The following is a 26,967-nucleotide window of genomic DNA, read 5'->3' on the forward strand; positions in this document are numbered from 1 at the left end:
AATTTTTCTCATACTGTAAGCATAAAGTGCGGTCAATTTTGCTGAAGTTTTAAATTTTAAACTCGCAAAAAAACAAACCGCACTTTTTTGTGCGGTTTAGTTTTTTGGATTAGTTTGCTTTAAAACAAGCAACAAAATGATTATTGTACCCTTTTAGAATTGGCTTATCAGCAATGCAGTGTTGATCTGCTAGTGGACAGCGTGTTCTAAATACACAGCCTGATGGTGGATTAATCGGTGAAGGAAGATCGCCTTCAAGCAATTGGATTTTTTTATTGCGTTCCAATTTAGGATCGGGAATTGGTACTGCAGACATTAAGGCTTTTGTATAAGGGTGTTTCGTATCATGATATACTTGTTCATAATCACCTAGTTCGACGGCATTGCCTAAATACATTACTAATACGCGATCAGAAATGTGTTTAACTACCGCAAGATCGTGCGCAATAAAAATTAATGATAATCCCATTTCACGTTGCAATGATTTTAGCAAGTTAACGACTTGTGCTTGGATTGATACATCCAAAGCAGATACAGGTTCATCACAGATAATCAATTTGGGTTCAACAATTAATGCGCGTGCAATTCCAATACGTTGGCATTGACCACCAGAGAACTCGTGAGGGTAGCGGTTAATCAGATTTGGTAATAAGCCCACTTTCATCATCATCGCACGCACTTTTTCCTTCACTTCATCATTGGTTAAGTGTGGTTGATAAATTTTCAGTGGCTCTGCAATAATGCTCCCAATAGTCATACGTGGATTGAGTGATGCAAGGGGATCTTGAAAGATCATTTGAATGTCACTACGTACATTTTTCCATTCTTTTGCATTTTGTCTGGTTAAATCTTTACCTAACCATAGAATGTTACCACCAGAGCTGTTCACTAAGCCTGTGATCGCACGTGCAAGGGTAGATTTACCACAACCTGATTCACCGACCACACCTAAGGTTTCCCCTTCATATAAATCGAAAGAAACATTATTTACGGCTTTTAATGTTTGATGCTTACTAAATAGTAATGACTTGGTATCTTTAATTTTGAAATGTACGCTTAAATCTCTGACTTGTAGAATCACTTTTCTTTCTGCATTCATTATGCGTTACCTCTTATTAATTGTTCAGCAGGGATAAAGCAAGCGCGTAAACGTTGATCTGGTAATAAATCTAAACTTGGTGCTTTTAAGCAACTTTCAGTTGCGTGCATACAACGTGGTTGGAACGGGCAACCACTTGGTAAATGTAACAAGTTAGGTGGGTTACCGGGAATTGTAATCAATTCTTCTTCTTGTCCATCAACACGTGGCACTGCACCAATTAAACCGATTGAATATGGGTGGCTTGGGGTATAGAAAATTTGCTCAGCAGTGCCGTATTCCATCGTACGACCCGCATACATAACCAATACGTTGTCGCAGATGCCTGCAACGACACCTAGATCATGAGTAATCATAATAATTGCGGTATTAAATTCACGTTTTAGTTCATTTAATAATGTCATAATTTGCGCTTGAACTGTTACATCTAGTGCTGTTGTCGGTTCATCCGCAATTAATAATTTGGGGCGGCAAAGTAGTGCCATTGCAATCATTACACGTTGGCGCATACCACCAGAGAATTCGTGTGGATACATATTCATACGCTTGCGAGACTCTGGCATTTTTACGGCATCAAGCATACGTACTGATTCTTCAAAAGCTGTTTTGTGATCCATTCCTTTATGCAAAATCAGTACTTCCATTAACTGTTCACCAATTTTCATATAAGGGTTAAGAGAGGTCATTGGATCTTGGAAGATCATCGCAATTTGTTCTGCGCGTAAGCGGTTAAGTTGTGTTTCTGGTAAGTTTAAGATTTCTTGACCGTTGAATTTTGCAGAACCTGAAATGCGGCCGTTATCTGCAAGTAAACCCATTAAGGCGAATGCAGTTTGTGATTTGCCTGATCCTGATTCACCTACAATCCCTAAAGTTTCACCTGCTTTTAATGAAAATGTTAAATTATTGACCGCAGTTACATCACCATCTGGGGTTTTAAAAGTAACGCGCAAGTCTTGAACATCGAGTAGTAAATCGTTTGTTGTCATTTTTCTCTCCAAGAGCTTGTATTAGCGATCTTTCGGGTCTAGCGCATCACGCAAACCGTCACCAATAAAGTTAAAACAAAATAGCGTAATAACTAAGAATAAAGCAGGGAAAACTAATAACCAAGGCGCTGCTTCCATTGATTTTGCACCATCATTTAATAATCCACCCCAGCTACTGAGTGGCTCTTGTGTACCCAAGCCTAAGAAACTTAAAAATGATTCAAATAAGATCATACCCGGTACAAGTAAAGAGGCATAAACTACCACTACACCAAGTACATTCGGGACGATATGACGCCATACAATTTGGCGAGAAGAAACGCCACATACGATAGCAGCTTCAATGAATTCTTTTTGTTTCAAGCTCAATGTCTGACCACGTACAATCCTTGCCATATCAAGCCAAGATACCATCCCAATCGCCACGAAGATGAGGAAAATATTGCGACCGAAGAAAGTCACCAACAAGATGACGAAGAACATAAAGGGAAATGAGTTGAGGATTTCAAGGAAACGCATCATAAAAGTATCCACTTTACCGCCAATATAGCCAGAGGTAGCTCCATATAAGGTACCGGCTAAAACTGCGATTAGTGCACCAGCAATACCTACTAATAATGAAATACGTCCGCCGATTGCCACACGTACAAGCAAATCACGACCAGAGGCATCAGTCCCGAAATAATGCATTGTTTCCCATTCTGGTGCGGTTGAAATGGCGCTAAAGTCTAACTCATCGTAGGGATAAGGTACCAGCATTGGCGCAAAAATCACGAAAAGGCTGATACAAAAGAGAATAAATAAACTTGCTAATGCTGCTTTATTATGGAAAAAGCGACGGCGAGCATCTTGCCATAAACTACGACCTTCAATGCTATCCAGTTTTTCTGTTACTGTTTCAAGTAGCTCAGTATCTTTTTTATTGTTTAACATTATTGTGATTCCTGTCAAAACTGCAAATTAATAACGGATTTTTGGGTCAATAACGGCGTATAAAATATCAACGATTGCATTGAAAGCGATCGTTAAAGCACCGACTAAAATCGTTAAACTTAATACCAGTGAGTAGTCACGATTCAATGCTCCATTAACGAAAAGTTGCCCAATACCGGGGATACCAAAAATACTTTCAATCACCATTGAGCCTGTAATGATGCCTACGAATGCAGGTCCCATATAAGAAATCACGGGTAATAATGCAGGGCGTAATGCGTGTTTCAATAAGATACGGCGCATTGGTAAGCCTTTGGCTTTTGCAGTACGAATAAAGTTAGAATGCAGCACTTCAATCATTGAACCACGTGTAATACGTGCAATACTTGCAATGTAAGATAAACAAAGAGCAATCATTGGCATTAACATAAACTTAAATGCACCGCCTTCCCAGCCACCTGAAGGTAGCCATTGTAATGAGATGGAAAATACTAATACGAGTAACGGTGCAACAACGAAGCTTGGAATAACCACCCCTGTCATCGCAAAGGTCATTATGAAGTAATCTAGCCACTTATTTTGATTGAGTGCAGCTATGGTGCCTGCACTTACTCCTAGTGTGAGAGCAATTAAAAAGGCAGAAATCCCCAATTTGAAAGAAACCGGGAAGGCGGAAGAAACAAGTTGATTTACAGTATAGTCTTTATATTTAAAAGATGGGCCAAAATCACCGTGAGCGAGATCTTTCAAATAAATGACATATTGTTTATAGAGCGGTTCATTTAGATGATATTTTGCTTCAATGTTGGCAATTACTTCAGCAGGGTAATTTTTCTCACTAGTAAATGGGCTACCCGGTGCTAACCGCATCATAAAGAATGAGATAGTAATTAAAATAAAAAGTGTTGGAATTGCCTGTAAAAGACGACGAAGAATTAATTTAAACATACAAGATAATCCAATCCAAACATCGCAAGCTGCGAAAATAAGAAAAGTGCGGTCGGTTCTTGCTAAGTTTTGACCGCACTAATTAAAGTATAAAAATTAATGTTTAATTAAATAAACATCTTTTAAGTAGACATTTTTACCAGGGTGGTTGATTGGGAAACCTTTAACATAAGGTTTAACCATACGAGGATCAACATAGTAGTACACCGGTACTAATGCAGCGTCTGATGCTAATTGAGCCTCTAACTTCGCATAAATTTCCGCACGTTTTTCGTCGGTTTCCGATAAGTAGGTTTCAGCAAGAAGTTTGTCAAACTCTGCGCTTTTATAAAATGCAGTGTTGTTACTACTGGTTGATAAGAAGTAGTTTAAGAAAGTACTTGCTTCATTATAGTCAGCACACCAACCTGCTCGGGTCACTTGGTAGTTACCTTGATGGCGTGTATCTAAGTAAGTTTTCCATTCTTGGTTTTCTAATGATACTTTCACTAAACCACCTAAGTTTTTCTGCCATAATGAACTTGCCGCAAGTGCAATTTTTTTATGGTTTTCAGAAGTGTTATATAATAAGGTGAAATTTAGTGGGTTACTTTTATCGAAGCCAGCTTCTTTCAATAATTCAATCGCTTTTTTGTTGCGATCTGCTTGGGATAATTCAGCCCAGTCTGGTTTTTGGATTTTTTCACCGCCGTTGATATATGGTGGAGTGAAGCTATATGCCGGTGTTTGACCTTGAGCTGTCACTTTACCTGTAATAATATCGCGATCAATGGACATTGTAAGTGCTTTTCTTACACGCACATCATCAAATGGTGCTTTCTTGTGGTTGATTTCGTATAAATAAGTACAAAGTGAAGCCGGTGTATAGACTTCGTTTGGATATTCTTTTTTCAGTTTGGTAAATAACTCAACTGGTAATGCGTGGTTAGTGATGTCTAAATCACCTGCGCGGTAGCGTGCTACGTCTGTATTTTCTGATTCGATTGGGTATAAAGTAACGTTAGTTAATACGGTTTTTGCGTGATCCCAGTAATGAGAGTTTGGCACTAACTCTAATTTTTCGTTAATGGTCCAGTTTGCTACTTTAAATGCACCGTTACCTACAATGTTTTTCACATCAGTCCATTTATCACCAAATTGTTCAACCAATTTTTTGTTTACTGGCGCTAATACATAGTGTTCACTTAATTTATCTGCGTAAGGTACGCTTGCAGATAAAGTTAATTCTAATGTGTGAGAGTCAAGCGCTTTTACCCCGAGTTCTGTGACAGGTTTTTTACCTGCAACAACATCCTCAGCGTTGAGGAGTTTCAAATATTTTAAATAGCTTGAATAAGGCGAAGCGGTTTTCGGATCTGCTAAACGTTGAAAAGAGAACACGAAGTCTTCAGCAGTAACCGGTTCACCATTTGACCATTTGGCTTCAGGACGGAGATGGAATGTCCATTTTTTGAAATCTGGGCTGTGTTCCCATTTTACTGCTGCACCAGGAATGATATGACCTTCTGCATCAGAAATTACCAGTGTTTCAAATAATTGACGAGAAGCGAAACTTTCTGGAGTACCCTCAATTTTGTGGGGGTCTAATGATGTTGGATTTGAACCAATATTCCAACGTAATTCTTGTTTTTCGGCTAATTCAGTACCAGCTGGTACATTGGCAGCAAGTGATTGTGTCGCGAACAGTGTTAATGTGCTTGTTAATGCAACACTAAGGAATGTTTTTTTCATTGTGTTTGTCATAGCCCTTCCTCTGTTATGGGTAAAGAACTTTATTAATAAATCAAAAAAACAAGGCTGTAAAGTATATGGCGTATGATTTGTGAGCTAATTTAGAAAAAAATGATAAAATCTCACCGCACTTTGTTGTTTTATTCACAAATTTGCTTTTTTTCTCAGCAATAAGTGGCGATAATATCAAAGAAAATCCTTGTAAAAAAAGAGTGTTTATGGTGGTTTGAAGGGAATTCCCGTAAAAATGATAATTTCCTTTGACTATTTTCTTCCCAAAAGGTAATATTCACGCCCTATGCAAAAGGTAAAATTACCCCTAACTGTTGACCCTGTTAAAGATGCTCAGCGCCGGTTGGATTATGATGGCTATTATGCAACCAAGCAGCTAGAACGTCTTACTGAGTCAGTGAGTAAAGTGCTCAGCGATGCACAGGTTAGATTATCGTTTTTTATTGATCCACAAAAATTAGTAGTAATGAAGGGGCAGGCCAGCGTTGATGTTGAACTAATTTGTCAGCGTTGCGGTCAACCTTTTATACAACCCCTTGATTGTACATTTTGTTATAGTCCAGTGGCTAATTTGGATCAAGCCGATGTATTGCCAGAAATTTATGAGCCAATCGAATTTGATGAGTTTGGTGAAATAGATTTACTTGGTACTATTGAGGACGAATTAATTTTAAGTCTTCCGATTGTGCCATTGCATTCATCTGAACACTGTGAAGTGTCCGTGGCTGAACAGGTTTTTGGCGAATTGCCCGAGGAGCTGGCAAAAAAACCGAACCCGTTCGCTGTATTAGCTAGTTTAAAGCAAAAGTAAATTTAGGAGTATAGCCAATGGCTGTTCAACAAAACAAAAAATCTCGTTCACGTCGTGATATGCGTCGTTCACACGATGCTCTAACCACCGCTGCTGTATCAATTGAGAAAGCGACTGGTGAAACTCATTTGCGTCACCATGTAACTGCTGACGGTTACTATCGTGGTCGTAAAGTGATTAACAAATAATTTCTAAATTCTTTAGAAAAGGTAATCACTTGAGTCGTCTAACCCTTGCGTTAGATGTGATGGGCGGGGACATTGGTCCCCGTATTACTATCCCCGCATCCCTCATTGCGTTGGAAAAAGATCCAATGCTTTCCTTGTTATTATTTGGCGATAGCCAGCAAATTCTACCACTCTTAGAAAACACGCCTTATCCAATAAAAGAACGTCTTACGATCTGTCATTGTTCACGTACAATTAATAATGAACACGGTATTTCTTATGCTTTGCGTCATAGTAAAGGCACATCTATGCGTCTTGCGATTGAAGCAGTGCAAAAAGGAGATGCTCAAGGTTGTTTAAGTGGTGGGAATACTGCAGCATTGATGGGCTTATCAAAGATTTTATTGCAACCTTTACAAGGTATTCAACGACCAGCATTAATTTCAGTGATCCCAACGGTCGAGGGTGAAAAAAGTGTGATGCTGGATCTTGGTGCAAACATTGATTGTGATGCAGAGAATCTCTATCAATTTGCATTAATGGGAGCTATTTTTGCTGAAAATATCTTGAATTTAGTCTATCCTAGAGTGGCACTTTTAAATATTGGTAGTGAAGATATTAAGGGACATAAGTCAATTCGAGATGCTGCAAGTTTATTAGAAAAAGATACCGCACTTAACTATGTAGGCTTTATTGAGGGTAACTTTCTCTTAAATGGAAAAGCAGATGTGATTGTGAGTGATGGATTTGCTGGTAATGTAGCACTGAAAACCTTAGAAGGTGCTGCGAAAAATGTTATTTCTTTATTGAAAGGGAAATCTAAGAATAGTTTACTAAAACCTGTCTTTTCATGGTTATTAACTCATATCTTTAAAGACAGCTATTTACGCTTGAAGCGTATTAATCCCGATGAATACAATGGCGCATCTTTAATTGGATTGACTTCTGTCGTGGTAAAAAGCCACGGTAGTGCAAATATTGAAGCGTTTTCTTACGCAATTGCTGATGCGGCATTTCAGGTTCGTCAGCAAATTCCTAATAAAATTTTAGTGGGTCTAGAAAAATATCAATAGACCAGTCATATAATAAAACAAAATTTATCATTAATTTAAAGTAGCGAGTTCGCTGCCTTTTTAACGAGATTTATTATGTATAGTAAAATCTTATCGACAGGTAGTTATTTACCGAAAAATATTCGTACCAATGCTGATTTAGAGAAAATGGTGGAAACTTCCGATGAGTGGATTTCTGAGCGTACGGGTATTAAAGAACGTCGTATTGCTGATGTAAACGAAACTGTGGCAACTATGGGATTTCAGGCTGCTAAAAAATGCTTAGAAATGTCTCCTATTGATGTCAATGAGATTGATTTGATCGTGGTTGCAACGACTAGTTCAACATATGCATTTCCAAGTGCCGCTTGCCAGATTCAAAAAATGCTTGATATTAAAGATGCGATTGCGTTTGATGTCGCTGCTGCTTGCTCTGGTTTCGTTTACGCATTGACTGTTGCAGATCAATTTATTCGTACGGGTAAAGTGAAAAAAGCTTTAGTGATTGGTGCAGATCTTTTTTCTCGTGCATTAAATCCAGAAGATCGTGGCACAATTATTTTATTTGGTGACGGTGCTGGTGCTGTGATTTTAGAAAGCACTAATGAGCCTGGCATTATTTCGACACATTTACACGCAACAGGTGAAAATGCAGATGTATTAACGTTAGCAAATCAAGCACGTGGTATTGAAAGCGATCCGGCCTATCTTGAAATGCAAGGCAATGCTACTTTTAAAATTGCGGTGCGTGAGCTTGCTAATGTGGTAGAAGAAACTTTAGAAGCAAATCAGTTAGATAAGAAAGATATTGATTGGTTAGTCCCTCACCAAGCGAATTTGCGTATTATTTCAGCGACAGCGAAAAAATTAGATATGGATATGTCACAAGTGGTGGTGACGCTTGATCGTCACGGTAATACCTCGGCAGGAAGTATCCCAAGTGCATTAGATGAAGCTGTTCGTGATGGACGTATTAAACGTGGTCAACTGTTGTTATTAGAAGCATTTGGTGGTGGTCTGACTTGGGGATCTGCGTTAGTTAGGTTTTAATAATAGAATTACCCCATATAAAGTGCGGTTGATTTTTACAAAGTTTTAAAGAATAAGGAAAAGAAGATGAAAAAATTCGCAATGGTTTTTCCCGGTCAAGGTTCTCAAGCAGTAGGTATGCTTGCTGAATTAGCGACTGAATATGCAATTGTAGAAGAAACTTTCAAACAAGCATCTGATGTATTAGGTTATGATTTATGGCAACTTGTACAACAAGGTCCTGCGGAAGAATTAAATAAAACTTGGCAGACTCAACCTGCGCTTTTAGCAGCTTCGGTAGCAATTTATCGTGTATGGCAACAAAAATATCCACAATTAAAACCATCCGTAATGGCAGGTCACAGTTTAGGCGAATATTCAGCATTAGTGTGCGCAGATGTGCTTGATTTCCAAGATGCGATTAAATTAGTGGAATTACGAGGTAAATTAATGCAACAGGCTGTGCCAGAGGGTACAGGTGCAATGTATGCAATTATTGGTTTAGATAACGAATCGATTATTAAAGCTTGTGTCGATGCTGAGAAAGGAGAGGTTGTTTCTGCGGTGAACTTTAACTCTCCAGGGCAGGTGGTGATTGCTGGTGCTAAAGCAGCAGTTGAACGTGCAGCGGTAGCCTGTAAAGAAGCTGGTGCAAAACGCGCATTACCATTAGCTGTGAGTGTGCCTTCACATTGTGCATTAATGAAACCCGCAGCGGATCAATTAGCAGTTTCTTTAGACAATATCGCAGTCAAAGCACCGAATACATTGGTTATCAATAACGTAGATGTTAAAACTGAAACCGAAAGTACACAAATTCGCACTGCACTTGTACGTCAACTTTACAGCCCAGTACGTTGGACTGAAACAGTCGAGGCAATGGCAAAAGATGGGATAGAGGTCTTAGTAGAAATCGGTCCAAATAAAGTATTGACGGGTTTAACAAAACGTATAGTTGCAGATTTACAAGCAGCTGCAGTAAATGATCTTACATCATTAAATGCAGTTGAAGAAGTATTAGCTTAACTCATTCAAAAGGGGATATTCAATGCAAGGTAAAATTGCGTTAGTAACGGGGGCAACGCGTGGTATTGGTCGCGCGATTGCAGAAGAATTAAGTGCAAAAGGTGCTTTTGTTATTGGTACTGCGACATCTGAGAAAGGTGCAGAAAGTATCTCCGCTTATTTAGGCGAAAAAGGGAAAGGTCTTGTATTAAATGTGACAGATCTTGCCTCAATCGAAGCAACATTAGACAAAATCAAAGCAGATTTTGGTGATATTGATATTTTAGTGAACAACGCAGGTATTACTCGTGATAATCTTTTAATGCGTATGAAAGATGAAGAGTGGTTTGATATTATGCAAACTAACTTAACATCGGTATATCATTTATCAAAAGCGATGTTACGTTCGATGATGAAAAAACGCTTTGGTCGTATTATCACAATTGGTTCTGTAGTTGGCTCAATGGGGAACCCAGGTCAAGCTAACTATTGTGCGGCTAAAGCGGGTGTTATTGGTTTCAGCAAAGCACTTGCTAAAGAAGTGGCATCACGTGGTATTACTGTGAATGTTGTTGCACCAGGCTTTATTGCAACAGATATGACAGATGTCTTAACTGAAGATCAAAAAGCAGGCATTTTATCGCAAGTGCCAGCAGGTCGTTTGGGGGAACCGAAAGATATCGCAAAAGCGGTTGTATTCTTAGCATCTGATGATGCAGCTTATATTACGGGTACAACCTTACACGTAAATGGCGGTATGTATACCAATTAATTGGTGATATAAAAAATATTAATGGGATAAAAATCATAGCCAAAATTAGAGCTTAGTGATAAAATCCCGAATGCAATGTAACTTGGTTACGCCACTTTAAGCGTAAATGAAGTAACGTAACTATATTTTCACAGTATGTGTTTTTGCTTGATTTTGAGGTTTGACCAGCAATAAAAAGCGTTGTAAGTTAAGAAAAAATACATACACTAATTAACTCGTCGCAGTGAGCGAAAAAACTAAACTATAGGAAGAAACAAATGAGCATTGAAGAACGCGTAAAAAAAATCATCGTTGAACAATTAGGCGTTAAAGAAGACGAAGTAAAACCTGAAGCGTCTTTCGTTGAAGATTTAGGTGCGGATTCTTTAGATACAGTTGAATTAGTAATGGCTTTAGAAGAAGAATTTGATATTGAAATTCCAGATGAAGAAGCTGAAAAAATCACAACAGTTCAATCTGCGATTGATTACGTTCAAAACAATCAATAATTTTTATTTAGGCGATGAAATCATCGCCTAAATTTTTTCTCTTTTTGTTTTTCTTTTTCCCCTTTCTTATCATTTTCCCTACTTTATTTTCTATTTTTTGATTTAAACTAAAGAATTGTTTAATTCCTATAAAATTTGCTTAAAATGCAAGCTAAAACGATTGTTTATAAACATAAATACAGTATTATTACCAACAGTTTTATATAACATTTTAGAGGTATAATTATGCTTTATTTAGAGTTTTTATTTTTGCTACTGATGCTATATATAGGTAGCCGTTTTGGTGGCATTGGCTTAGGGGTTGTATCTGGTATTGGATTAGCTATTGAGGTGTTTATTTTCCGTATGCCAGTTGGTAAAGCCCCTGTCGATGTGATGTTAATCATCCTTTCTGTTGTGACTTGTGCATCTATTCTTGAGGCAGCTGGTGGTTTGAAATTTATGCTACAAATCGCAGAGCGTATTTTACGTAGTAATCCAAAACGTATTACTTTACTTGGACCGATTGTAACTTATTTAATGACATTTATGCTGGGTACGGGTCACTCAGTTTATTCAATTATGCCAATCATTGGTGACGTTGCATTAAAAAATAAAATTCGTCCTGAGCGTCCAATGGCGGCATCTTCTGTTGCATCACAATTAGCGATTACTTCAAGTCCTCTTTCTGCTGCAGTGGTTTTCTATTTAGGTAAAATTGTTGAACTGCCTGGTTTTGAACATATTTCATTACTCAATATTATTGGTGTAACTGTACCAGCAACTTTTGCAGGAACAATTGCATTAGCACTATACAGTATGCGTCGTGGTAAAGAGTTAGAGGATGATCCAGAGTATCAACGCCGTTTACAAGATCCAATTTGGCGTGAGCGTATTCTAAGTACCACAAATACTACATTGAATGAAGAATTACCACCAGCTGCGAAACAATCTGTGTATTTATTCTTATTATCTTTAGCTGTAATTGTTATTATCGCGATGTTGCCAGAAATCCGTACTATAGGTGTAGGTGAGAAAGTTAAACCTATTTCAATGTCATTAATCATTCAAATGATGATGCTTTGTTTTGGTGGTATTATTTTACTTGTCACAAAAACTAACCCACAAATTGTGCCAAATGGTGTGGTGTTCAAATCAGGTATGGTAGCTGCGATTGCGATTTTTGGTATCGCATGGATGAGTGATACTTATTTTAAATTTGCGATGCCTGAATTTAGAGAAGGAATCACCTCAATGGTAAGACATTATCCTTGGACATTTGCACTTGCCTTATTTGCGGTGTCAGTGGTAATTAATAGTCAGGCAGCAACGGCCGTTATGATGTTACCAGTTGGTCTTGAATTAGGCTTACCTGCACCATTATTAGTTGGTTTAATGCCTGCAACTTATGCATACTTCTTCATTCCTAACTACCCATCAGATATTGCCACTGTGAACTTTGACGTAACAGGTACAACGAAGATCGGTAAATTCTACTTTAACCACAGCTTTATGTTACCTGGTTTAATTGGTGTAACAACAGCATGTTTAGTGGGTGTTGCTATTGCAAATGTGGTGATTGCATAACATCTAAATTTTGATATGAATAAAAAGTGCGGTCAAAAATATTAAAAATTGGACCGCACTTTTTTGTTTATTGGATTCATCTTGTTAGTAATAAAAAAGCCACATAGTTGCGGCTTTTTTATTTTTTGTTTTGGTCTTATGAACGTTTCATAATTTCGAAGAACTCATCATTGGTTTTTGCCACCATAAGTTTATCGATAAGGAATTCCATCGCTTCCACCTCACCCATTGGGTTAAGGATCTTGCGTAAAATCCACATTTTTTGCAATTCGTCTGGTGTTGTGAGTAAGTCTTCTTTACGTGTACCAGAACGGCTGAAGTCGATTGCTGGGAAGACACGTCTTTCTGCAATTTTACGAGAAAGATGTAATTCCATATTACCTGTACCTTTAAACTCTTCAAAGATAACTTCATCCATTTTTGAACCGGTATCGACAAGTGCGGTTGCGATGATTGTTAAACTACCGCCTTCTTCTACGTTACGTGCCGCACCGAAGAAACGTTTTGGACGATGTAAGGCGTTTGCATCCACACCACCTGAAAGGATTTTACCTGATGCAGGTGTTACCGTATTGTACGCACGAGCTAAACGCGTGATGGAGTCAAGTAAGATCACAACGTCTTTTTTATGTTCAACTGAACGTTTTGCTTTTTCGATTACCATTTCTGCAACTTGAACGTGGCGAGTGGCTGGTTCATCGAATGTAGAAGCAATCACTTCACCTTTTACTGAACGTTGCATTTCAGTTACTTCTTCTGGACGTTCATCAATTAATAACACTATCAATTCACATTCAGGGTAGTTGTGAGTAATGCTTTGTGCGATATTTTGTAGCAACATAGTTTTACCCGCTTTCGGGGGGGCTACAATCAAACCACGTTGACCTTTACCGATCGGTGATGCTAAATCAAGAATACGTGCTGTTAAATCTTCAGTTGAGCCATTACCACGCTCCATTCTTAAACGTGAATTGGCGTGAAGAGGGGTTAAGTTTTCGAAAAGGATTTTACTACGTGAAACTTCCGGTCTATCGTCGTTAACTTGATCAACTTTCAATAATGCAAAATAACGTTCACCTTCTTTGGGTGGGCGAATTTTACCTTCAATTTTATCACCGGTTTGTAAGTTGAAACGACGGATTTGACTTGGAGAAACATAAATATCATCAGGACCCGCAAGGTATGAACTGTCTGCTGAGCGTAAGAAACCAAAACCATCTGGTAAAATTTCTAAAACGCCGCCTCCAAAAATATCTTCACCGCTTTTCGCGTGTTGTTTTAAAATAGCAAAAACAATATCCTGTTTACGTAAACGAGCTAAATTTTCTAAGCCCATTTGACCTTCGCCGAGTTCCACGAGTTCGGAAACTGGTCTATTTTTTAGTTCTGTAAGATGCATAATTTTTGAGGGTTGTTTGATTTGATAAAAGAAATAATAGAATGAAAAATATGAATATTTAGAATGTGCGTAAATTATCACTAAAACCTATCAGTGTCTAGTTTTTGAAAGGTTTTTTTTGTAAAAAAATGAAAATGTGTGGGCAATTTTTGGGGATTTGTGTACTTCGTGCTATTCTTAGTACAATTTTTTTCCCAGAGATTCATTCTTTTTATGCAAAATAATTATTTATCGCAACTCCGATTTTCCGATTTACCCTTAAATTCCAAGGTATTAAGTGCATTGGAAAGGAAAGGTTTCGAATATTGTACACCTATTCAAGCACTCTCATTGCCAATTTCATTAGCTGGAAAAGATATTGCGGGTCAGGCTCAAACTGGGACTGGCAAGACGATGGCATTTTTAACTGCTACTTTTCACCATTTATTAACTCATCAATCTGAAAAAAACACTTCACAACCGCGAGCATTAATTTTAGCACCAACCAGAGAATTAGCTGTTCAAATTAACAATGATGCGGAGTTGCTCAGTAAAGCAACAAACTTAAAAACAGGGCTTGCTTATGGCGGTGATGGTTATGAAAAACAACTAAAAACTATTGAAAAAGGTGTAGATATTTTAATTGGTACAACGGGTCGTGTGATTGATTATGTTAAACAAGGCATTATCTGTTTAGATCAAATTCAAGTAGTAGTGCTTGATGAAGCGGATCGAATGTTTGATCTGGGATTTATCAAAGATATTCGTTATTTATTACGTAAATGTCCTGCACCAGAAGCTCGTTTGACAATGCTGTTTTCTGCAACGTTGTCATATAAAGTGCGTGAACTTGCATTTGAAGATATGAATGATCCTGAGTATGTGGAAATTGAACCATTACAAAAAACAGGTCACCGAATTAAAGAAGAATTATTTTATCCGTCTAATCAAGACAAAATGGCATTATTACTGACTTTACTGGAGGAAGAATGGCCAGAGCGTTGCATTGTTTTTGCCAATACAAAACACCGATGTGAAGAAATTTGGGGTTATTTGTCTGCAGATGGGCATCGAGTAGGATTATTGACGGGAGATGTAGCACAGAAAAAACGCCTTTCATTATTGAAGCAGTTTACGGATGGTGATTTAGATATTTTAGTCGCGACAGACGTGGCAGCACGTGGTTTACATATTTCTGATGTAACACATGTATTTAACTATGACTTGCCTGATGATTGTGAAGATTATGTTCATCGTATTGGACGCACAGGAAGAGCAGGAGAAAGTGGAGTGTCGATCAGCTTTGCGTGCGAAGAGTATGCAATGAATTTACCTGCGATTGAAAACTATATTGCGCATAGTATTCCAGTGAGCCAATATGATGCGAAAGCATTACTTGAATTACCAAAACCACATCGATTAAAACGTGCTACGCATACAGCAATGAGAAATCATTCAAAAAATGACCGCACTTTTGCTAATAAAAGAAGCGTAAAGCGTCACTTTTAAGCAACGTTAAGTCGTGGTAGAATTTGCGACTTTTTAAAATGAAGGAAACAAGATTTTGAGTACATTAGTCGATTTTATTATTGATAAATTAGATGATTTAAAAGCTACTGAAATTTTACGTTTAGATGTGCGTGGTAAGTCGCCAATTACAGATGATATGGTGATTTGCACTGGGAATTCTAGCCGTCACGTATCATCACTTGCACAGAATTTAATTACCGAATGTAAGCAAGCCGGTTACGAAACCTTTGGTGATGAAGGGAAAGATACTGCAGATTGGATTGTAGTCGATCTTGGTCAAGCGATCGTGCATATTATGCAACGGGAAAGCCGTGAAATGTATCAACTTGAGAAGCTTTGGGGCTAGTTTAGCCGAATTTTAGGAAAAAGTGCGGTGAAAATTCAGTTAATTGCAGTTGGTACAAAAATGCCTACTTGGGTGACGGCAGGTTTTGAGGAATACCAACGTCGTTTTCCCAAAGAAATGCCTTTTGAGTTGATTGAGATCCCAGCAGGGAAACGTGGTAAAAATGCGGATATTAAACGTATTTTAGAGCAAGAAGGTAGAACAATGTTAGCTGCTTGTGGTAAAAACCGCATTGTGACATTAGATATTCCTGGTAAACCTTGGCGTACAGAGCAATTGGCACAACAATTAGAAGTTTGGAAAAATGACGGACGTGATGTTTGCTTATTGATTGGTGGGCCTGAAGGTTTATCACCAGAATGCAAAGCAGCAGCAGAGCAAAGTTGGTCCTTATCTCCCTTGACCCTGCCACATCCATTGGTACGAGTGATTGTTGCTGAAAGTTTGTATCGTGCTTGGTCAGTGACCACAAACCACCCTTATCATCGAGAGTGATATGAATATAAAGAAATTGCTTTCACAACCACAGCACGAAGTGATTAGGGATAAAAAGTCAGAACGCAATTTATTTGTGCGTCGTGCTTTGTTGTCTTTTATTGGCGTATTGGTGCTGACAGCAATTTTGACGACCAATTTATATCATTTACAGATTTTAAATTACGAAACCTATCAAACTCGTTCAAATGGTAATCGCATTAAATTATTGCCGTTACCGCCAACTCGTGGCTTGATCTACGATCGCAATGGTCAATTATTAGCAGAAAATTTGACGTTCTTTGGGCTATATATCGTACCTGAAAAAGTAGAAAATTTAGACCGTACTTTTAATGAGTTGAAAGAGCTTGTCGGTTTAACAGAAGAAGATATTGAAGCTTTCAAAAAAGAGCGCAGACGTTCTTCTCGCTACACTTCTATTTTATTGAAACCGAACTTAACGGAAGAGCAAATTGCACGTTTTTCGGTGAATCAATACAAGTTTGCTAGCCTTGAGGTGAAACCCTATTTTAAGCGTCACTATTTGTATGGTGAGCCGTTAACTCATATTTTAGGTTATGTAGCTAAAATTAATGATAAAGATGTTGAGCGCCTGAAAAAAGAAGATAAATATGCGAATTATGCGGGTACACACGATATCGGTAAACTTGGCATTGAGCGTTATTATGAATCACAATTGCATGGCACCACAGGTTTTGAAGAAGTTGAAATTAATAACCGTGGTAAAGTGATTCGTAAATTGCGTGAGCAACCTGCCATTGCAGGGAAAAGTATTCACTTAACCATTGATTTAGAACTCCAACGTTATATCACTGATTTATTAGGTAATCAAAAAGGTGCAGTGGTTGTATTGGATCCGAAAGATAACAGTATTTTAGCGATGGTTTCTACCCCAAGTTATGACAATAATCTGTTTGTAGATGGTATTTCGGGAACTGATTATCGCCGTCTACTTAATGACCCAAATCGTCCTTTATACAGTCGTGTGACACAGGGAGCTTATCCGCCAGCGTCGACAGTGAAACCTTTTGTTGCTGTAGGTGCATTGCAAGAAGGGATTATTACCCAAAATATGACAATTTTTGACCCAGGCTATTGGATTTTGCCAAATTCCACTAAACGTTTTCGCGACTGGAAACGCTCAGGTCATGGTTATACCGACTTAAACAAAGCTATTGTAGAGTCTTCAGATACGTATTTTTATCAAACAGCCTATAATTTGGGGATTGATCGCTTATCTGAGTGGATGAAGAAATTTGGTTTTGGTGTGCCAACAGGCATTGATATCCAAGAAGAAACTGCTGGGATTATGCCTAGCCGAGAATGGAAACAGAAACGCCATAAAAAATCGTGGCTACAAGGGGACACTATTTCAGTTGGGATTGGGCAAGGTTATTGGATTGCCACACCGTTGCAAGTTGCAAAGGCTACAAGCATATTAGTGAATAATGGTAGAGTCAATACACCCCATTTAATGAAGTTTATTGAAGGGAAAACTTTAGAACCTTATCAAGATCCGTTGCTATATGAAGATATTACTACACCCAAGCAAGCCTTTTGGGAGGCCGCAAAACGGGGTATGTATAATGTGATTAATTCGTCAAATGGAACGGGGCGTAAAGCCTTTGTTGGTGCAAGTTATCGTGCCGCAGGCAAATCAGGCACTGCACAGGTGTTTAGTTTAAAAGAAAACCAAAACTACGATGCAAGTGGTCTTAAAAAAGAGTTACACGATCACGCTTGGTTTATGGCTTATGCACCTTATGAAGAACCTAAAATGGTAGTGTCGATTATTTTAGAAAATGCGGGTGGTGGCTCAAGTGCCGCAGCACCAGTGGTTCGTCAAATTATGGATTACTACTTGAACAAACGCTTACCGCAATTAAATAATCAACCTGAAGTGATACAAGATGAGGTCACCGAATAATGCAAGAAAAAAACATTTGGCTATCATTATGGCGCAAATTGCACATTGATTTTTGGTTATTTTTGGGCTTAGTGGTGATTTCTGCTTATGGTTTGATTGTGTTATATAGTGCATCTGGTGGTAACGAAAGTATGTTTCGTAGCCGTATTATTCAGGTGTGTTTAGGTTTTACTGTTATGTTTGTAATGGCGCAATTCCCACCTAAGTTTTATCAACGTATTGCCCCTTTGCTATTTGGTTTAGGGATCGTACTATTGATTTTAGTGGATGCAATTGGAATCACAAGTAAAGGTGCTCAACGCTGGTTAGATTTAGGGATCTTTCGTTTTCAACCCTCTGAAATTGTGAAGTTAGCTGTGCCATTAATGGTAGCGGTTTATTTAGGACAACGCCATATTCCTCCTAAACTCACTCACACTTTTATTGCTCTTGTTCTTATTTTAGTACCCACATTATTAGTGGCAATTCAGCCTGATTTAGGAACATCGATTTTAGTTAGTGCATCAGGGTTGTTTGTGGTCTTTTTAGCAGGGATGAGTTGGTGGCTTATCTTAATCGCAGTAGTCGCTCTAGCGGGATTTATTCCGATTATGTGGTTTTATTTAATGCATGATTATCAACGGACTCGAGTTTTGACTTTACTTGATCCTGAAAAGGATCCCTTAGGTGCAGGCTATCATATTTTGCAATCAAAAATTGCTATTGGTTCTGGCGGTATGTCGGGAAAAGGTTGGATGGAAGGTACTCAGTCCCAGCTTGAATTTTTGCCTGAACCACATACTGACTTTATTTTTGCTGTCCTCAGTGAAGAATATGGAATGATTGGTTTTATTATTCTAATGGCTATTTACCTTTTTATTGTTGCGCGTGGCTTGATGATTGGCGTTAATGCCCAAACAGCATTCGGGCGTATTCTTGTAGGTGCAATTACATTGATTTTTTTTGTATATGTCTTTGTTAATATTGGTATGGTGAGTGGAATCTTGCCTGTTGTCGGTGTACCGTTACCATTGTTTAGTTATGGAGGCACTTCTTTTGTCACGTTAATGGCAGGATTTGGCTTAATTATGTCGATCCATACTCATAAAGAGCACTTCTTAAAGGGAACTAATTAGTATTTTGGGTATCTTAGTTTATGGTTAAAAAATGGTAACTCTTATGAAGATACAAAAAATCTTTAAATTATTGTCCGCACTTTTGATGTTGTCTTTTGCAGGGTTTTCTCTGGCGGAAACAAAGAAGCTTTATGGGGTCAAGGGGCCCAAATTGGCTTATCAGACACATTATAAGCAAGCGGATACTTATGTAGTGAAAGGGGTGACATATTCCACAACCCCAACAGATAAAGCAAAAAATTATTCGCGTGAAGGTATCGCAAGTTTTTATCATAAAAAATTTAATGGTCGTAAAACGGCGAATGGTGAGATTTATAATGAAAATCTCTATACTGCCGCACATAAAACATTACCATTAAATTCTTATGCTTTAGTAACAAATTTACGTAACAATCGTAAGGTGATAGTCCGTATTAATGATCGTGGTCCGTTCATCAAAGGGCGAATTATTGATTTATCTCGGGCAGCAGCAGGTGAAATTGGGGCTATTGGCAGTGGATTATCGAAAGTACGTGTTGAAGCATTACACGTGAATCGGCAGGGTAAAATTTCAGGTCCTGCTACGAATACATTAGCTAAAATGGCGAAAACCGATGATGCTCGAGCAAGGCTAATTACCTTTAAGGATGCTGACACCAGAGATACTGACGATAAATATACAGAAAAGACTGACAGTAAAAATAAGAAAGCGATTGCAAGTACACAATACCAATTACGTGCGATGAGTGTTGGCTCAAAGAAGCAAGCTGAAAATTTAATTGCCAAATTAGAACACAAAAATTTGATTGCTGAAATTAAGCAAAATGGTAAGAAATACGATATTTACTTCGGTCCTTTTAAAGAGAAACGTGAAGTGGATGAATTAAAAACACAATTACGTAATATGAACTATTCAAAACCAGTAATTGTGTACTCATTTGATAATTAACCCTATTCGATTTTAGGATATAGCAATGATGTTCAGAAAAATTGTACAAAATACGCAAATCGCTTTATTAGCAGGTGCATTTGCATTACCTATAAATGCGTTTGCACAAGATGTGGATTATGGCATTACCGCACCACAATTAAATGCACAAACCTATATTTTAATGGATTATAATTCGGGCGCAGTGCTTGCATCATTGAATCCAGATCAACGCCAATATCCAGCATCACTGACTAAAATGATGACTAGTTATGTAGTGGGTGATGCTTTAAAACAAGGCAAAATCAACAATAATGATATGGTCACAATTGGTGAAAGTGCGTGGGGGAAAAATTTCCCCGGCTCATCAAAAATGTTCCTAAATTTGAACCAACAAGTCTCTGTATCTGACTTAAATCGCGGTGTGATCATTGTGTCTGGTAATGATGCTTCCGTTGCTATTGCAGAACATGTGTCAGGATCTGTACCTGCTTTTGTGGAGGCTATGAACAAATATGTGCAGCAATTTGGTTTGAAAAACACGCATTTCACAAGCGTGCACGGTTTAGATGATGACAACCAATATTCATCTTCACGCGATATGGCGATTATTGGTGCACACCTCATTCGTGATTTACCAGAAGAATATAAAATCTATGCTGAAAAAGATTTTACTTTCAATAAAATTAAACAAAATAACCGCAATGGTTTGTTATGGGATAAAACTATTCAAGTTGATGGTATTAAAACTGGGCATACTGATAAAGCAGGTTATAACTTGGTTTCATCTGCGACTAATTCAAACAATATGCGTTTGATTTCAGTGGTGATGGGGGTACCAACAATCAAAGGTCGTGAGGTCGAAAGTAAAAAACTGTTACAGTGGGGATTTGCGAACTTCGAAACTTTTAAAACTCTTGAAGCAGGAAAAGCGATTTCTGAACAGTCTGTATACTATGGTGATATTAGTGATGTTGCTTTAGGTGTATTAGAAGATAGCTTTATTACGGTGCCTAAAGGGCGTAATACTGATTTGAAAGCTCGTTATGAGTTGGATACAAAATATTTGCAAGCACCTTTAGCAAAAGGTCAAGTAGTAGGTAAAGTTGTTTACCAATTAGATGGAAAAGATATTGCAAAGGTGGATTTGCAAGTGATGCAGGAAGTGCAAGAGGGTGGTATTTTAGGTAAAGCATGGGATTGGCTAGTGTTAACTGTAAAGAGCCTACTTGATTAATTACAAATTAACCTTATATACAAAACCACAAAATTTCTTATTTTATGACCGCACTTTTCCACGCAAGTAAAAGTGCGGTTCATCTTTACTTAATTTTAGGAAGAAACAATGACAGATAAAATGATAAAACTAAATGAAGTACCACAAGCAAAGTTGAAAGATCTTTTAGAGTTTCCTTGCTCATTTACTTTTAAAGTGGTTGGGACAAACCGTCTTGATTTGATTGATGATGTAGTCGTCGTCGTTCAGAAGCACGCAAAAGGTGATTATAATCCTCGTCAGCAGTTAAGTAGCAAGGGAACTTACAATTCTGTATCTATTGATATTATTGCAGAGCATATTGAACAAATTGAAGTGCTTTATGTAGAACTAGCAAAAATTGATGGCGTGAGAATGGTGTTATAACAAAAATGAAAAATCCGATAAGCCTTATCGTGCGTCAGCTTGGTATACAAGATTACCAGACTGTTTGGCATAACATGAAAACTTTTACTGATGAACGTCATGCTGAAACACCTGATGAAATTTGGCTTGTCCAACATCCATCAGTATTTACACAAGGTCAAGCGGGGAAAGCCGAACATTTATTACAACAAACCGCAATTCCGGTTGTACAATCTGATCGTGGTGGGCAAATTACCTATCATGGATTAGGTCAGCAGGTGATGTATGTTCTGATTGATATTAAACGTCAGAAATCCCTTGGTAATAATTTGAATGTGCGTGATTTAGTGACTGGACTTGAACAGGCAGTAGTTAAGACATTAGCGGATTATGGTATCAAGGCTTATCCAAAGCCAGATGCACCAGGTGTTTATATTGATGAAAAGAAAATCTGTTCTTTAGGTTTAAGAATTCGCAAAGGTTGTTCATTTCATGGGCTCGCATTAAATATTAATATGGATTTATCTCCTTTCTATTTCATTAACCCTTGTGGATATGTAGGATTAGAAATGTGTCAATTGGTTGATTTTATTCATCCTGAAGAAGCCACTTGTGAAAAAGTTGCACCCAAATTAGTTACACACTTTGCCCAATTATTAGGATATAATGCAACAAATTTTTAACATTCCCGGAAATTGTTGAAAACTAACCGCACTTTTCGAGGTAGTCATTAGAATTTAAGGAAGAAAAATGGGTACACCTTTTAAAATGGAGCGTGGTGTGAAATACCGCGATGCTGCGAAGACATCCATTATCCCAGTAAAAAATATTGATCCTAATCAGGAATTACTCAAAAAACCTGAATGGATGAAAATCAAGTTGCCGGCGAATTCAGCAAAAATTGATAGTATCAAAAATGGTATGCGTCGTCACGGATTACACTCTGTTTGTGAAGAAGCTTCTTGTCCAAACTTACATGAATGTTTTAACCACGGTACTGCAACATTTATGATTTTAGGGGCGATTTGTACTCGTCGTTGCCCATTCTGTGACGTTGCACATGGTAAGCCCTTACCGCCAGATCCTGAAGAACCTCGTAAATTAGCTGAAACTATCCAAGATATGAAGCTGCGCTATGTGGTAATTACTTCTGTTGACCGAGATGACTTACCCGATCGTGGTGCAGGACATTTTGCTGAATGTGTCAAAGAAATTCGTAAACTTAATCCAGAAATTAAAATTGAAATTTTAGTGCCTGATTTTCGTGGTCGAATAGAACAAGCTTTGGATAAACTAAAAGATAATCCACCTGACGTATTTAATCATAATTTAGAGAATGTACCTCGTTTATATCGTGAGATTCGCCCTGGTGCAGATTATGAATGGTCATTAAAATTATTGAAAGATTTTAAAGCAATGTTCCCTCATATCCCAACTAAATCAGGTTTAATGGTAGGATTAGGTGAAACTAATGAAGAGATTTTGCAGGTAATGCAAGATTTACGTGATCACGGTGTAACAATGCTGACTTTAGGACAATATTTACAACCAAGTCGCCATCATTTACCCGTCGCTCGTTATGTCCCACCTACAGAGTTTGAAGATTTTCGTGAGAAAGCTCAAGCAATGGGCTTTGAACATGCTGCTTGTGGACCTTTTGTCCGTTCTTCCTATCATGCGGATTTGCAAGCAAAAGGTGAAATAGTTAAATAATATTTAAAAATGCTTAAATGAAAAAGGTGGAAAGGGTAATACTCTTTTCACCTTTTTCATTTAAATTGAATAAATAAGTTTATAAATAATTATTTCATATGTTCTTTATCATCAGATATCCCTCACCTCTTTTCTGTTTGAAAATTAGTCAGTTATTGATGTTTTTTTCATAAATAATTGATGAACTACTCTTTATACTTTAGAATTGTAAAGAAAGTTAAATTTATTGTATATCTTTGTAAGAGTGGACAGCATGAAAAAGAAATATCAACGAGTTATTATACCTACTTTATCCATTCTTCTCACCTCTTGTGGCGGTGGTGGGGGAGGAGGTTCTACGCCAAACTCACAAGATTACAGCTACGGTAGTAATAGTGAAGGAGGAGATAATTCAGCAGTTTCATTAACCTCGAATTTGTCATATTCTTCTTTAGATAACTATCCAAGCAGTTTGCCTTTACATTCTTTTAATACCGTTAGTAGTCCTATTAGTAGCGACATTTATAACATAAATCCTTCATTAAAAATTTTTTCTATCAATAAAGATATGGAATATATTAATGATGAAAAATTAGTGAAAAATATAGGTCTTATCGATACAGAATTTTATCTGAGTGATACTTTTAAAGATCGGTCAGGGAAATTAAGATTGATAGAACACGAGCAGAGTGCAGAATTACAACCCAATTTTCTATCGCATGGCACAATGGTTGTTGGTGTGCTAAATAGATACAATAAAACAGCAGATTTTTATGCTTATAATGCATATCATAATAAAAACAGAGAGTTTAGAGTAATCGCTACAGATTATGACCGTGCACATAAGGAAGGCGTTAGAATTTTCAATAACTCATTTGGATCTAGCGCATTTGATTATGAATACACTTTTCCGGTGAAAGCTAATATAGCTAAATATGCAAAAGAGGATAGTATTTTCATTTGGTCTGCTGGAAATGAAGGTAAGTGGCATGGTACACCTCAATCTTTGGCACCTAAAGATGATGATAACCTTAGAAATGGCTGGATTAGTGCTGCAGAAGCTGATTATAGCCAAGGCTATGCAAATACAAATCGACGGAAAATATATACAAATAATAGTGCATCTAATTATATTGGAGAAAGTGCAAAAACTTGGGGGCTAGCTGCACAAGGTACGTATCGTTTAGTATTAAAACATCAAGGCAAAGATGAATATAGCTATGTGTATACAACAGGTACATCATTTGCTGCCCCTCGGATTAGTGCAGCAGCAGCTAATGTGTGGACTAACTTCCCTTGGATGGATAACCATTTGGTTGTAGTGACTCTATTATCAACAGCGGATAAACCAGCTACCTTTTTAAAAGGGCAAGATGGAGTATGTGAAACGAGTAATCTTCAAGGATGTGGAATACCTACAACAGCTCCTGATGCTTATTTCGGTTGGGGATTATTAAATGAAAGGCGGGCTTTAAAAGGGCCGGCACTTTTTGATAAAAGATTATTGACAAATAAAGATGCAAAAACAACTGATAGAGCTAACTATTTTGAGAAAACTCAGGGAGTTTCTGGATCGAATAGTAATAAAGACTTATTAGTTGTAAATTTTAATTTTAGGAATTACAAAGATAAAAATAAACTTACTTGGAGCAATGATATTAAGGGTGATGCAGGTATCTTAAAACAAGGTACAGGGGTCTTATATCTGAATGGTAAAAATTCATACTCAGGTAAAACTATCGTAGATGGTGGAATTTTAGCCATTGGGCATTCACTAACCTCTTCTGATGTAATTATTACTAAAAATGGTAACCTTTTAGCAGAGTTTGATACTGAAAAACATAAAATTAGTTCAAGAGTTGAATTCGGTAATGACAAACAATCTTCTCTGTACAAAGTTAAAAATGAAGGCACATTAAGTGTTTATGGACTTGGTCTAAAAATTAATGGTAACTACGAAGGGGATGATAAATCTAATATTGTTATCGATATTGATAAATCGAATCTAGAAGTGACAGGAACACTTAAGTTTGGTAATAACAGCAAAATTGTTGCTGACATTAATAAGCTTGGCGTAAATGGAATCCCTAAGACAGAAACACAAAAGAGAAAAATCATTACAGCTGAATCAATAACAAACCATGAAAAAGTTACTTATGTGAAATCTGACAATATCAATGGATATATTGATATTTCTGGTTTCTATGTTGTTGACGGTAAAGATATTAATGTTGAGTATAAGAGAAACTTAACAACTTATGTCCTTAAAGAGGCAAAATACACACCAAAAAGTGCTATGAATACAGCAGAGAACATTGATAGAGTATTTAATACGCTATCAAATAATCAATCTCATCCTTTAGCACCACAAGCAGCACGTTTATTCAAAGTAGATCCGACTAGATTATCTGTTGTGATTGACTCGCTTTCAGGTGAGCTTTATGCTTCAAGCCAAAGTGCGGTTGTAAATCAAAACTTAGTTGCAAATAAATTGCTTAGTGAACGTATGATGTCTGTAAATAATGGGACAAAAGGCGGATTTTGGGTAGATGGCATTTATGTAAATAGCAATATCAAACAAAATGGCTATGCAAGTGCTAAAATGAAAATGACTGGCTCGCAAGCTGGTATTGATAGCAAGGTTTCTGATAAATTATCATTAGGCATTGCATTAAATCAGAGTTTTGGAAATGCAGACTTTAATCGTGAAGCGGGCAAAAGTAAAACGAAAAGTTTAGGTGCATTTGTTTATGGTTCTTATGATTTCGATAAAGCATATTTATCAACAATGGTGGGATTTAATCATGCAAGAAGCAATGTGAATCGTGTGATTTTTGATAAGTATACAACCTCCAAATTCCGCAGTAATATCTATAATATTTACGTTGAATTAGGTAAAAATATTAAATTTAATAAAGTGATAATTAATCCATTTATTGCAAATTCACATACACATATTCATCGTGGTAATTTCAAAGAAAATACAATATTCGGGATTGATGCAAAATCTAAGAAATATAGTATGAATTCCTTTATTACAGGGATGAGATCTGAAATTCAATTTGATAAATTAACCTTAAATTCAAACTTAAGTCATGCTTATACACCAAAACGTAATAATTTCGGTTTTGAGGCAAAATTCACAGGTTTTGACGATATTATTTATATTAATGGTGTAGAGCAAGATAAACACATTACGTGGCTTGGATTTGGTGCATCTTATTCGTTCTTTGAAGAATTTAGCTTGCAAATGGGTTATAACCTATCGATTAGAAATGGTAAGAAAGATAATGACGTCTTTAATTTGGGGGCAAGTTATCGATTCTAGTTTGTTAATATAAAAAAATAAGGCAG

General features: G+C 37.3%; 25 protein-coding genes. 19 read left to right on the plus strand and 6 right to left on the minus strand.

Annotation, left to right across the window (positions count from 1 at the left end; translation table 11 throughout):
* Nucleotides 1–109: 109 nt before the first annotated feature.
* The 5 genes from oppF to CKV78_RS00340 form a co-directional block, all read right to left on the minus strand.
* Complete coding sequence (oppF, locus tag CKV78_RS00320; RefSeq protein WP_005765130.1) at nucleotides 110–1,099, minus strand: murein tripeptide/oligopeptide ABC transporter ATP binding protein OppF; 990 nt, start codon at nucleotides 1,097–1,099, stop codon at nucleotides 110–112.
* Nucleotides 1,099–2,088 (minus strand): ABC transporter ATP-binding protein, encoded by a 990-nt coding sequence (oppD, locus tag CKV78_RS00325; RefSeq protein WP_005765132.1) that lies wholly within the window; start codon nucleotides 2,086–2,088, stop codon nucleotides 1,099–1,101. Before oppD ends, oppF begins: the two co-directional genes overlap by 1 nt.
* A 21-nt stretch (nucleotides 2,089–2,109) precedes the next feature.
* Complete coding sequence (oppC, locus tag CKV78_RS00330; protein ID WP_005765134.1) at nucleotides 2,110–3,021, minus strand: oligopeptide ABC transporter permease OppC; 912 nt, start codon at nucleotides 3,019–3,021, stop codon at nucleotides 2,110–2,112.
* A 27-nt stretch (nucleotides 3,022–3,048) separates the two neighbouring features.
* Nucleotides 3,049–3,969: an oligopeptide ABC transporter permease OppB gene (gene oppB / locus CKV78_RS00335; RefSeq protein ID WP_005765136.1), complete on the minus strand. Its 921-nt coding sequence runs from the start codon at nucleotides 3,967–3,969 to the stop codon at nucleotides 3,049–3,051.
* Between the two features lie 96 nt (nucleotides 3,970–4,065).
* Nucleotides 4,066–5,712, minus strand: a complete 1,647-nt coding sequence (locus CKV78_RS00340; protein WP_005765138.1) for an ABC transporter substrate-binding protein — start codon at nucleotides 5,710–5,712, stop codon at nucleotides 4,066–4,068.
* 286 nt (nucleotides 5,713–5,998) lie between these two features.
* On the opposite strand from CKV78_RS00340, the gene yceD reads away from it, so the two are divergent.
* The 8 genes from yceD (at nucleotide 5,999) to CKV78_RS00380 (ending at nucleotide 12,602) form a co-directional block, all read left to right on the plus strand.
* Nucleotides 5,999–6,523, plus strand: coding sequence for a 23S rRNA accumulation protein YceD (yceD, locus tag CKV78_RS00345; protein WP_005765140.1), 525 nt, complete (start codon nucleotides 5,999–6,001; stop codon nucleotides 6,521–6,523).
* A gap of 17 nt (nucleotides 6,524–6,540) precedes the next feature.
* Nucleotides 6,541–6,711 carry a 50S ribosomal protein L32 gene (gene rpmF / locus CKV78_RS00350; RefSeq protein ID WP_005765142.1) on the plus strand — a complete coding sequence of 57 codons (171 nt, stop codon included), beginning with the start codon at nucleotides 6,541–6,543 and terminating at the stop codon, nucleotides 6,709–6,711.
* A 29-nt stretch (nucleotides 6,712–6,740) separates the two neighbouring features.
* Nucleotides 6,741–7,763 carry a phosphate acyltransferase PlsX gene (plsX, locus tag CKV78_RS00355; protein WP_032855672.1) on the plus strand — a complete coding sequence of 341 codons (1,023 nt, stop codon included), beginning with the start codon at nucleotides 6,741–6,743 and terminating at the stop codon, nucleotides 7,761–7,763.
* 75 nt (nucleotides 7,764–7,838) lie between these two features.
* The gene (locus CKV78_RS00360; protein WP_005765146.1) at nucleotides 7,839–8,792 is read left to right on the plus strand and encodes a beta-ketoacyl-ACP synthase III; all 954 of its coding nucleotides are present in this window, start codon (nucleotides 7,839–7,841) and stop codon (nucleotides 8,790–8,792) included.
* A gap of 66 nt (nucleotides 8,793–8,858) precedes the next feature.
* Nucleotides 8,859–9,797: an ACP S-malonyltransferase gene (gene fabD / locus CKV78_RS00365; protein WP_005765148.1), complete on the plus strand. Its 939-nt coding sequence runs from the start codon at nucleotides 8,859–8,861 to the stop codon at nucleotides 9,795–9,797.
* A gap of 22 nt (nucleotides 9,798–9,819) precedes the next feature.
* Nucleotides 9,820–10,548 (plus strand): 3-oxoacyl-ACP reductase FabG, encoded by a 729-nt coding sequence (gene fabG, locus CKV78_RS00370; RefSeq protein WP_005765150.1) that lies wholly within the window; start codon nucleotides 9,820–9,822, stop codon nucleotides 10,546–10,548.
* Between the two features lie 257 nt (nucleotides 10,549–10,805).
* Nucleotides 10,806–11,036, plus strand: a complete 231-nt coding sequence (gene acpP, locus CKV78_RS00375; protein WP_005725021.1) for an acyl carrier protein — start codon at nucleotides 10,806–10,808, stop codon at nucleotides 11,034–11,036.
* 225 nt (nucleotides 11,037–11,261) lie between these two features.
* Nucleotides 11,262–12,602, plus strand: a complete 1,341-nt coding sequence (locus CKV78_RS00380) for an anaerobic C4-dicarboxylate transporter (RefSeq protein WP_005765152.1) — start codon at nucleotides 11,262–11,264, stop codon at nucleotides 12,600–12,602.
* Nucleotides 12,603–12,738: 136 nt separating this feature from the next.
* Here the strand turns inward: CKV78_RS00380 and rho are convergent, their stop codons facing one another.
* On the minus strand, nucleotides 12,739–14,001 hold the full coding sequence (gene rho, locus CKV78_RS00385; RefSeq protein WP_005765155.1) for a transcription termination factor Rho: 1,263 nt from the start codon (nucleotides 13,999–14,001) through the stop codon (nucleotides 12,739–12,741).
* A gap of 213 nt (nucleotides 14,002–14,214) precedes the next feature.
* Between rho and rhlB the strand changes: the two genes are divergently transcribed.
* From rhlB to CKV78_RS00440, 11 genes are all read left to right on the plus strand, one after another.
* Nucleotides 14,215–15,489, plus strand: coding sequence for an ATP-dependent RNA helicase RhlB (gene rhlB, locus CKV78_RS00390; protein ID WP_032855673.1), 1,275 nt, complete (start codon nucleotides 14,215–14,217; stop codon nucleotides 15,487–15,489).
* A gap of 55 nt (nucleotides 15,490–15,544) precedes the next feature.
* Nucleotides 15,545–15,856: a ribosome silencing factor gene (gene rsfS, locus CKV78_RS00395; protein WP_005765158.1), complete on the plus strand. Its 312-nt coding sequence runs from the start codon at nucleotides 15,545–15,547 to the stop codon at nucleotides 15,854–15,856.
* Nucleotides 15,857–15,883: 27 nt separating this feature from the next.
* Complete coding sequence (gene rlmH, locus CKV78_RS00400) at nucleotides 15,884–16,351, plus strand: 23S rRNA (pseudouridine(1915)-N(3))-methyltransferase RlmH (RefSeq protein WP_005765160.1); 468 nt, start codon at nucleotides 15,884–15,886, stop codon at nucleotides 16,349–16,351.
* A 1-nt stretch (nucleotide 16,352) separates the two neighbouring features.
* The gene (gene mrdA, locus CKV78_RS00405) at nucleotides 16,353–18,278 is read left to right on the plus strand and encodes a penicillin-binding protein 2 (protein ID WP_005765162.1); all 1,926 of its coding nucleotides are present in this window, start codon (nucleotides 16,353–16,355) and stop codon (nucleotides 18,276–18,278) included.
* Entirely contained in the window at nucleotides 18,278–19,393 is a 1,116-nt protein-coding gene (gene rodA / locus CKV78_RS00410) for a rod shape-determining protein RodA (protein WP_005765164.1), read from the plus strand. Before mrdA ends, rodA begins: the two co-directional genes overlap by 1 nt.
* Before the next feature lie 43 nt (nucleotides 19,394–19,436).
* Nucleotides 19,437–20,321, plus strand: a complete 885-nt coding sequence (locus tag CKV78_RS00415; RefSeq protein ID WP_032855674.1) for a septal ring lytic transglycosylase RlpA family protein — start codon at nucleotides 19,437–19,439, stop codon at nucleotides 20,319–20,321.
* Between the two features lie 28 nt (nucleotides 20,322–20,349).
* Nucleotides 20,350–21,537: a serine hydrolase gene (locus CKV78_RS00420; protein ID WP_005765168.1), complete on the plus strand. Its 1,188-nt coding sequence runs from the start codon at nucleotides 20,350–20,352 to the stop codon at nucleotides 21,535–21,537.
* 108 nt (nucleotides 21,538–21,645) lie between these two features.
* Nucleotides 21,646–21,942: a DUF493 family protein YbeD gene (ybeD, locus tag CKV78_RS00425; RefSeq protein WP_005765170.1), complete on the plus strand. Its 297-nt coding sequence runs from the start codon at nucleotides 21,646–21,648 to the stop codon at nucleotides 21,940–21,942.
* 5 nt (nucleotides 21,943–21,947) lie between these two features.
* Entirely contained in the window at nucleotides 21,948–22,604 is a 657-nt protein-coding gene (gene lipB, locus CKV78_RS00430; protein ID WP_005765171.1) for a lipoyl(octanoyl) transferase LipB, read from the plus strand.
* A 67-nt stretch (nucleotides 22,605–22,671) separates the two neighbouring features.
* Complete coding sequence (gene lipA, locus CKV78_RS00435; RefSeq protein WP_005765173.1) at nucleotides 22,672–23,634, plus strand: lipoyl synthase; 963 nt, start codon at nucleotides 22,672–22,674, stop codon at nucleotides 23,632–23,634.
* A gap of 253 nt (nucleotides 23,635–23,887) precedes the next feature.
* Nucleotides 23,888–26,941 carry an autotransporter domain-containing protein gene (locus CKV78_RS00440; protein WP_005765175.1) on the plus strand — a complete coding sequence of 1,018 codons (3,054 nt, stop codon included), beginning with the start codon at nucleotides 23,888–23,890 and terminating at the stop codon, nucleotides 26,939–26,941.
* Nucleotides 26,942–26,967: the final 26 nt, after the last annotated feature.

The sequence above is a fragment of the Pasteurella dagmatis genome, assembly GCF_900186835.1.
GTDB lineage: Bacteria > Pseudomonadota > Gammaproteobacteria > Enterobacterales > Pasteurellaceae > Pasteurella > Pasteurella dagmatis.

Bases quoted from the DNA above. Each gene is read 5' to 3' on its own strand.
- oppF (WP_005765130.1), bottom strand. From the start codon at position 1,099: ATGAATGCAGAAAGAAAAGTGATTCTACAAGTCAGAGATTTAAGCGTA.
- oppD (WP_005765132.1), bottom strand. From the start codon at position 2,088: ATGACAACAAACGATTTACTACTCGATGTTCAAGACTTGCGCGTTACT.
- oppC (WP_005765134.1), bottom strand. From the start codon at position 3,021: ATGTTAAACAATAAAAAAGATACTGAGCTACTTGAAACAGTAACAGAA.
- oppB (WP_005765136.1), bottom strand. From the start codon at position 3,969: ATGTTTAAATTAATTCTTCGTCGTCTTTTACAGGCAATTCCAACACTT.
- CKV78_RS00340 (WP_005765138.1), bottom strand. From the start codon at position 5,712: ATGACAAACACAATGAAAAAAACATTCCTTAGTGTTGCATTAACAAGC.
- yceD (WP_005765140.1), top strand. From the start codon at position 5,999: ATGCAAAAGGTAAAATTACCCCTAACTGTTGACCCTGTTAAAGATGCT.
- rpmF (WP_005765142.1), top strand. From the start codon at position 6,541: ATGGCTGTTCAACAAAACAAAAAATCTCGTTCACGTCGTGATATGCGT.
- CKV78_RS00360 (WP_005765146.1), top strand. From the start codon at position 7,839: ATGTATAGTAAAATCTTATCGACAGGTAGTTATTTACCGAAAAATATT.
- fabD (WP_005765148.1), top strand. From the start codon at position 8,859: ATGAAAAAATTCGCAATGGTTTTTCCCGGTCAAGGTTCTCAAGCAGTA.
- fabG (WP_005765150.1), top strand. From the start codon at position 9,820: ATGCAAGGTAAAATTGCGTTAGTAACGGGGGCAACGCGTGGTATTGGT.
- acpP (WP_005725021.1), top strand. From the start codon at position 10,806: ATGAGCATTGAAGAACGCGTAAAAAAAATCATCGTTGAACAATTAGGC.
- CKV78_RS00380 (WP_005765152.1), top strand. From the start codon at position 11,262: ATGCTTTATTTAGAGTTTTTATTTTTGCTACTGATGCTATATATAGGT.
- rho (WP_005765155.1), bottom strand. From the start codon at position 14,001: ATGCATCTTACAGAACTAAAAAATAGACCAGTTTCCGAACTCGTGGAA.
- rhlB (WP_032855673.1), top strand. From the start codon at position 14,215: ATGCAAAATAATTATTTATCGCAACTCCGATTTTCCGATTTACCCTTA.
- mrdA (WP_005765162.1), top strand. From the start codon at position 16,353: ATGAATATAAAGAAATTGCTTTCACAACCACAGCACGAAGTGATTAGG.
- rodA (WP_005765164.1), top strand. From the start codon at position 18,278: ATGCAAGAAAAAAACATTTGGCTATCATTATGGCGCAAATTGCACATT.
- CKV78_RS00415 (WP_032855674.1), top strand. From the start codon at position 19,437: ATGAAGATACAAAAAATCTTTAAATTATTGTCCGCACTTTTGATGTTG.
- CKV78_RS00420 (WP_005765168.1), top strand. From the start codon at position 20,350: ATGTTCAGAAAAATTGTACAAAATACGCAAATCGCTTTATTAGCAGGT.
- ybeD (WP_005765170.1), top strand. From the start codon at position 21,646: ATGACAGATAAAATGATAAAACTAAATGAAGTACCACAAGCAAAGTTG.
- lipB (WP_005765171.1), top strand. From the start codon at position 21,948: ATGAAAAATCCGATAAGCCTTATCGTGCGTCAGCTTGGTATACAAGAT.
- lipA (WP_005765173.1), top strand. From the start codon at position 22,672: ATGGGTACACCTTTTAAAATGGAGCGTGGTGTGAAATACCGCGATGCT.
- CKV78_RS00440 (WP_005765175.1), top strand. From the start codon at position 23,888: ATGAAAAAGAAATATCAACGAGTTATTATACCTACTTTATCCATTCTT.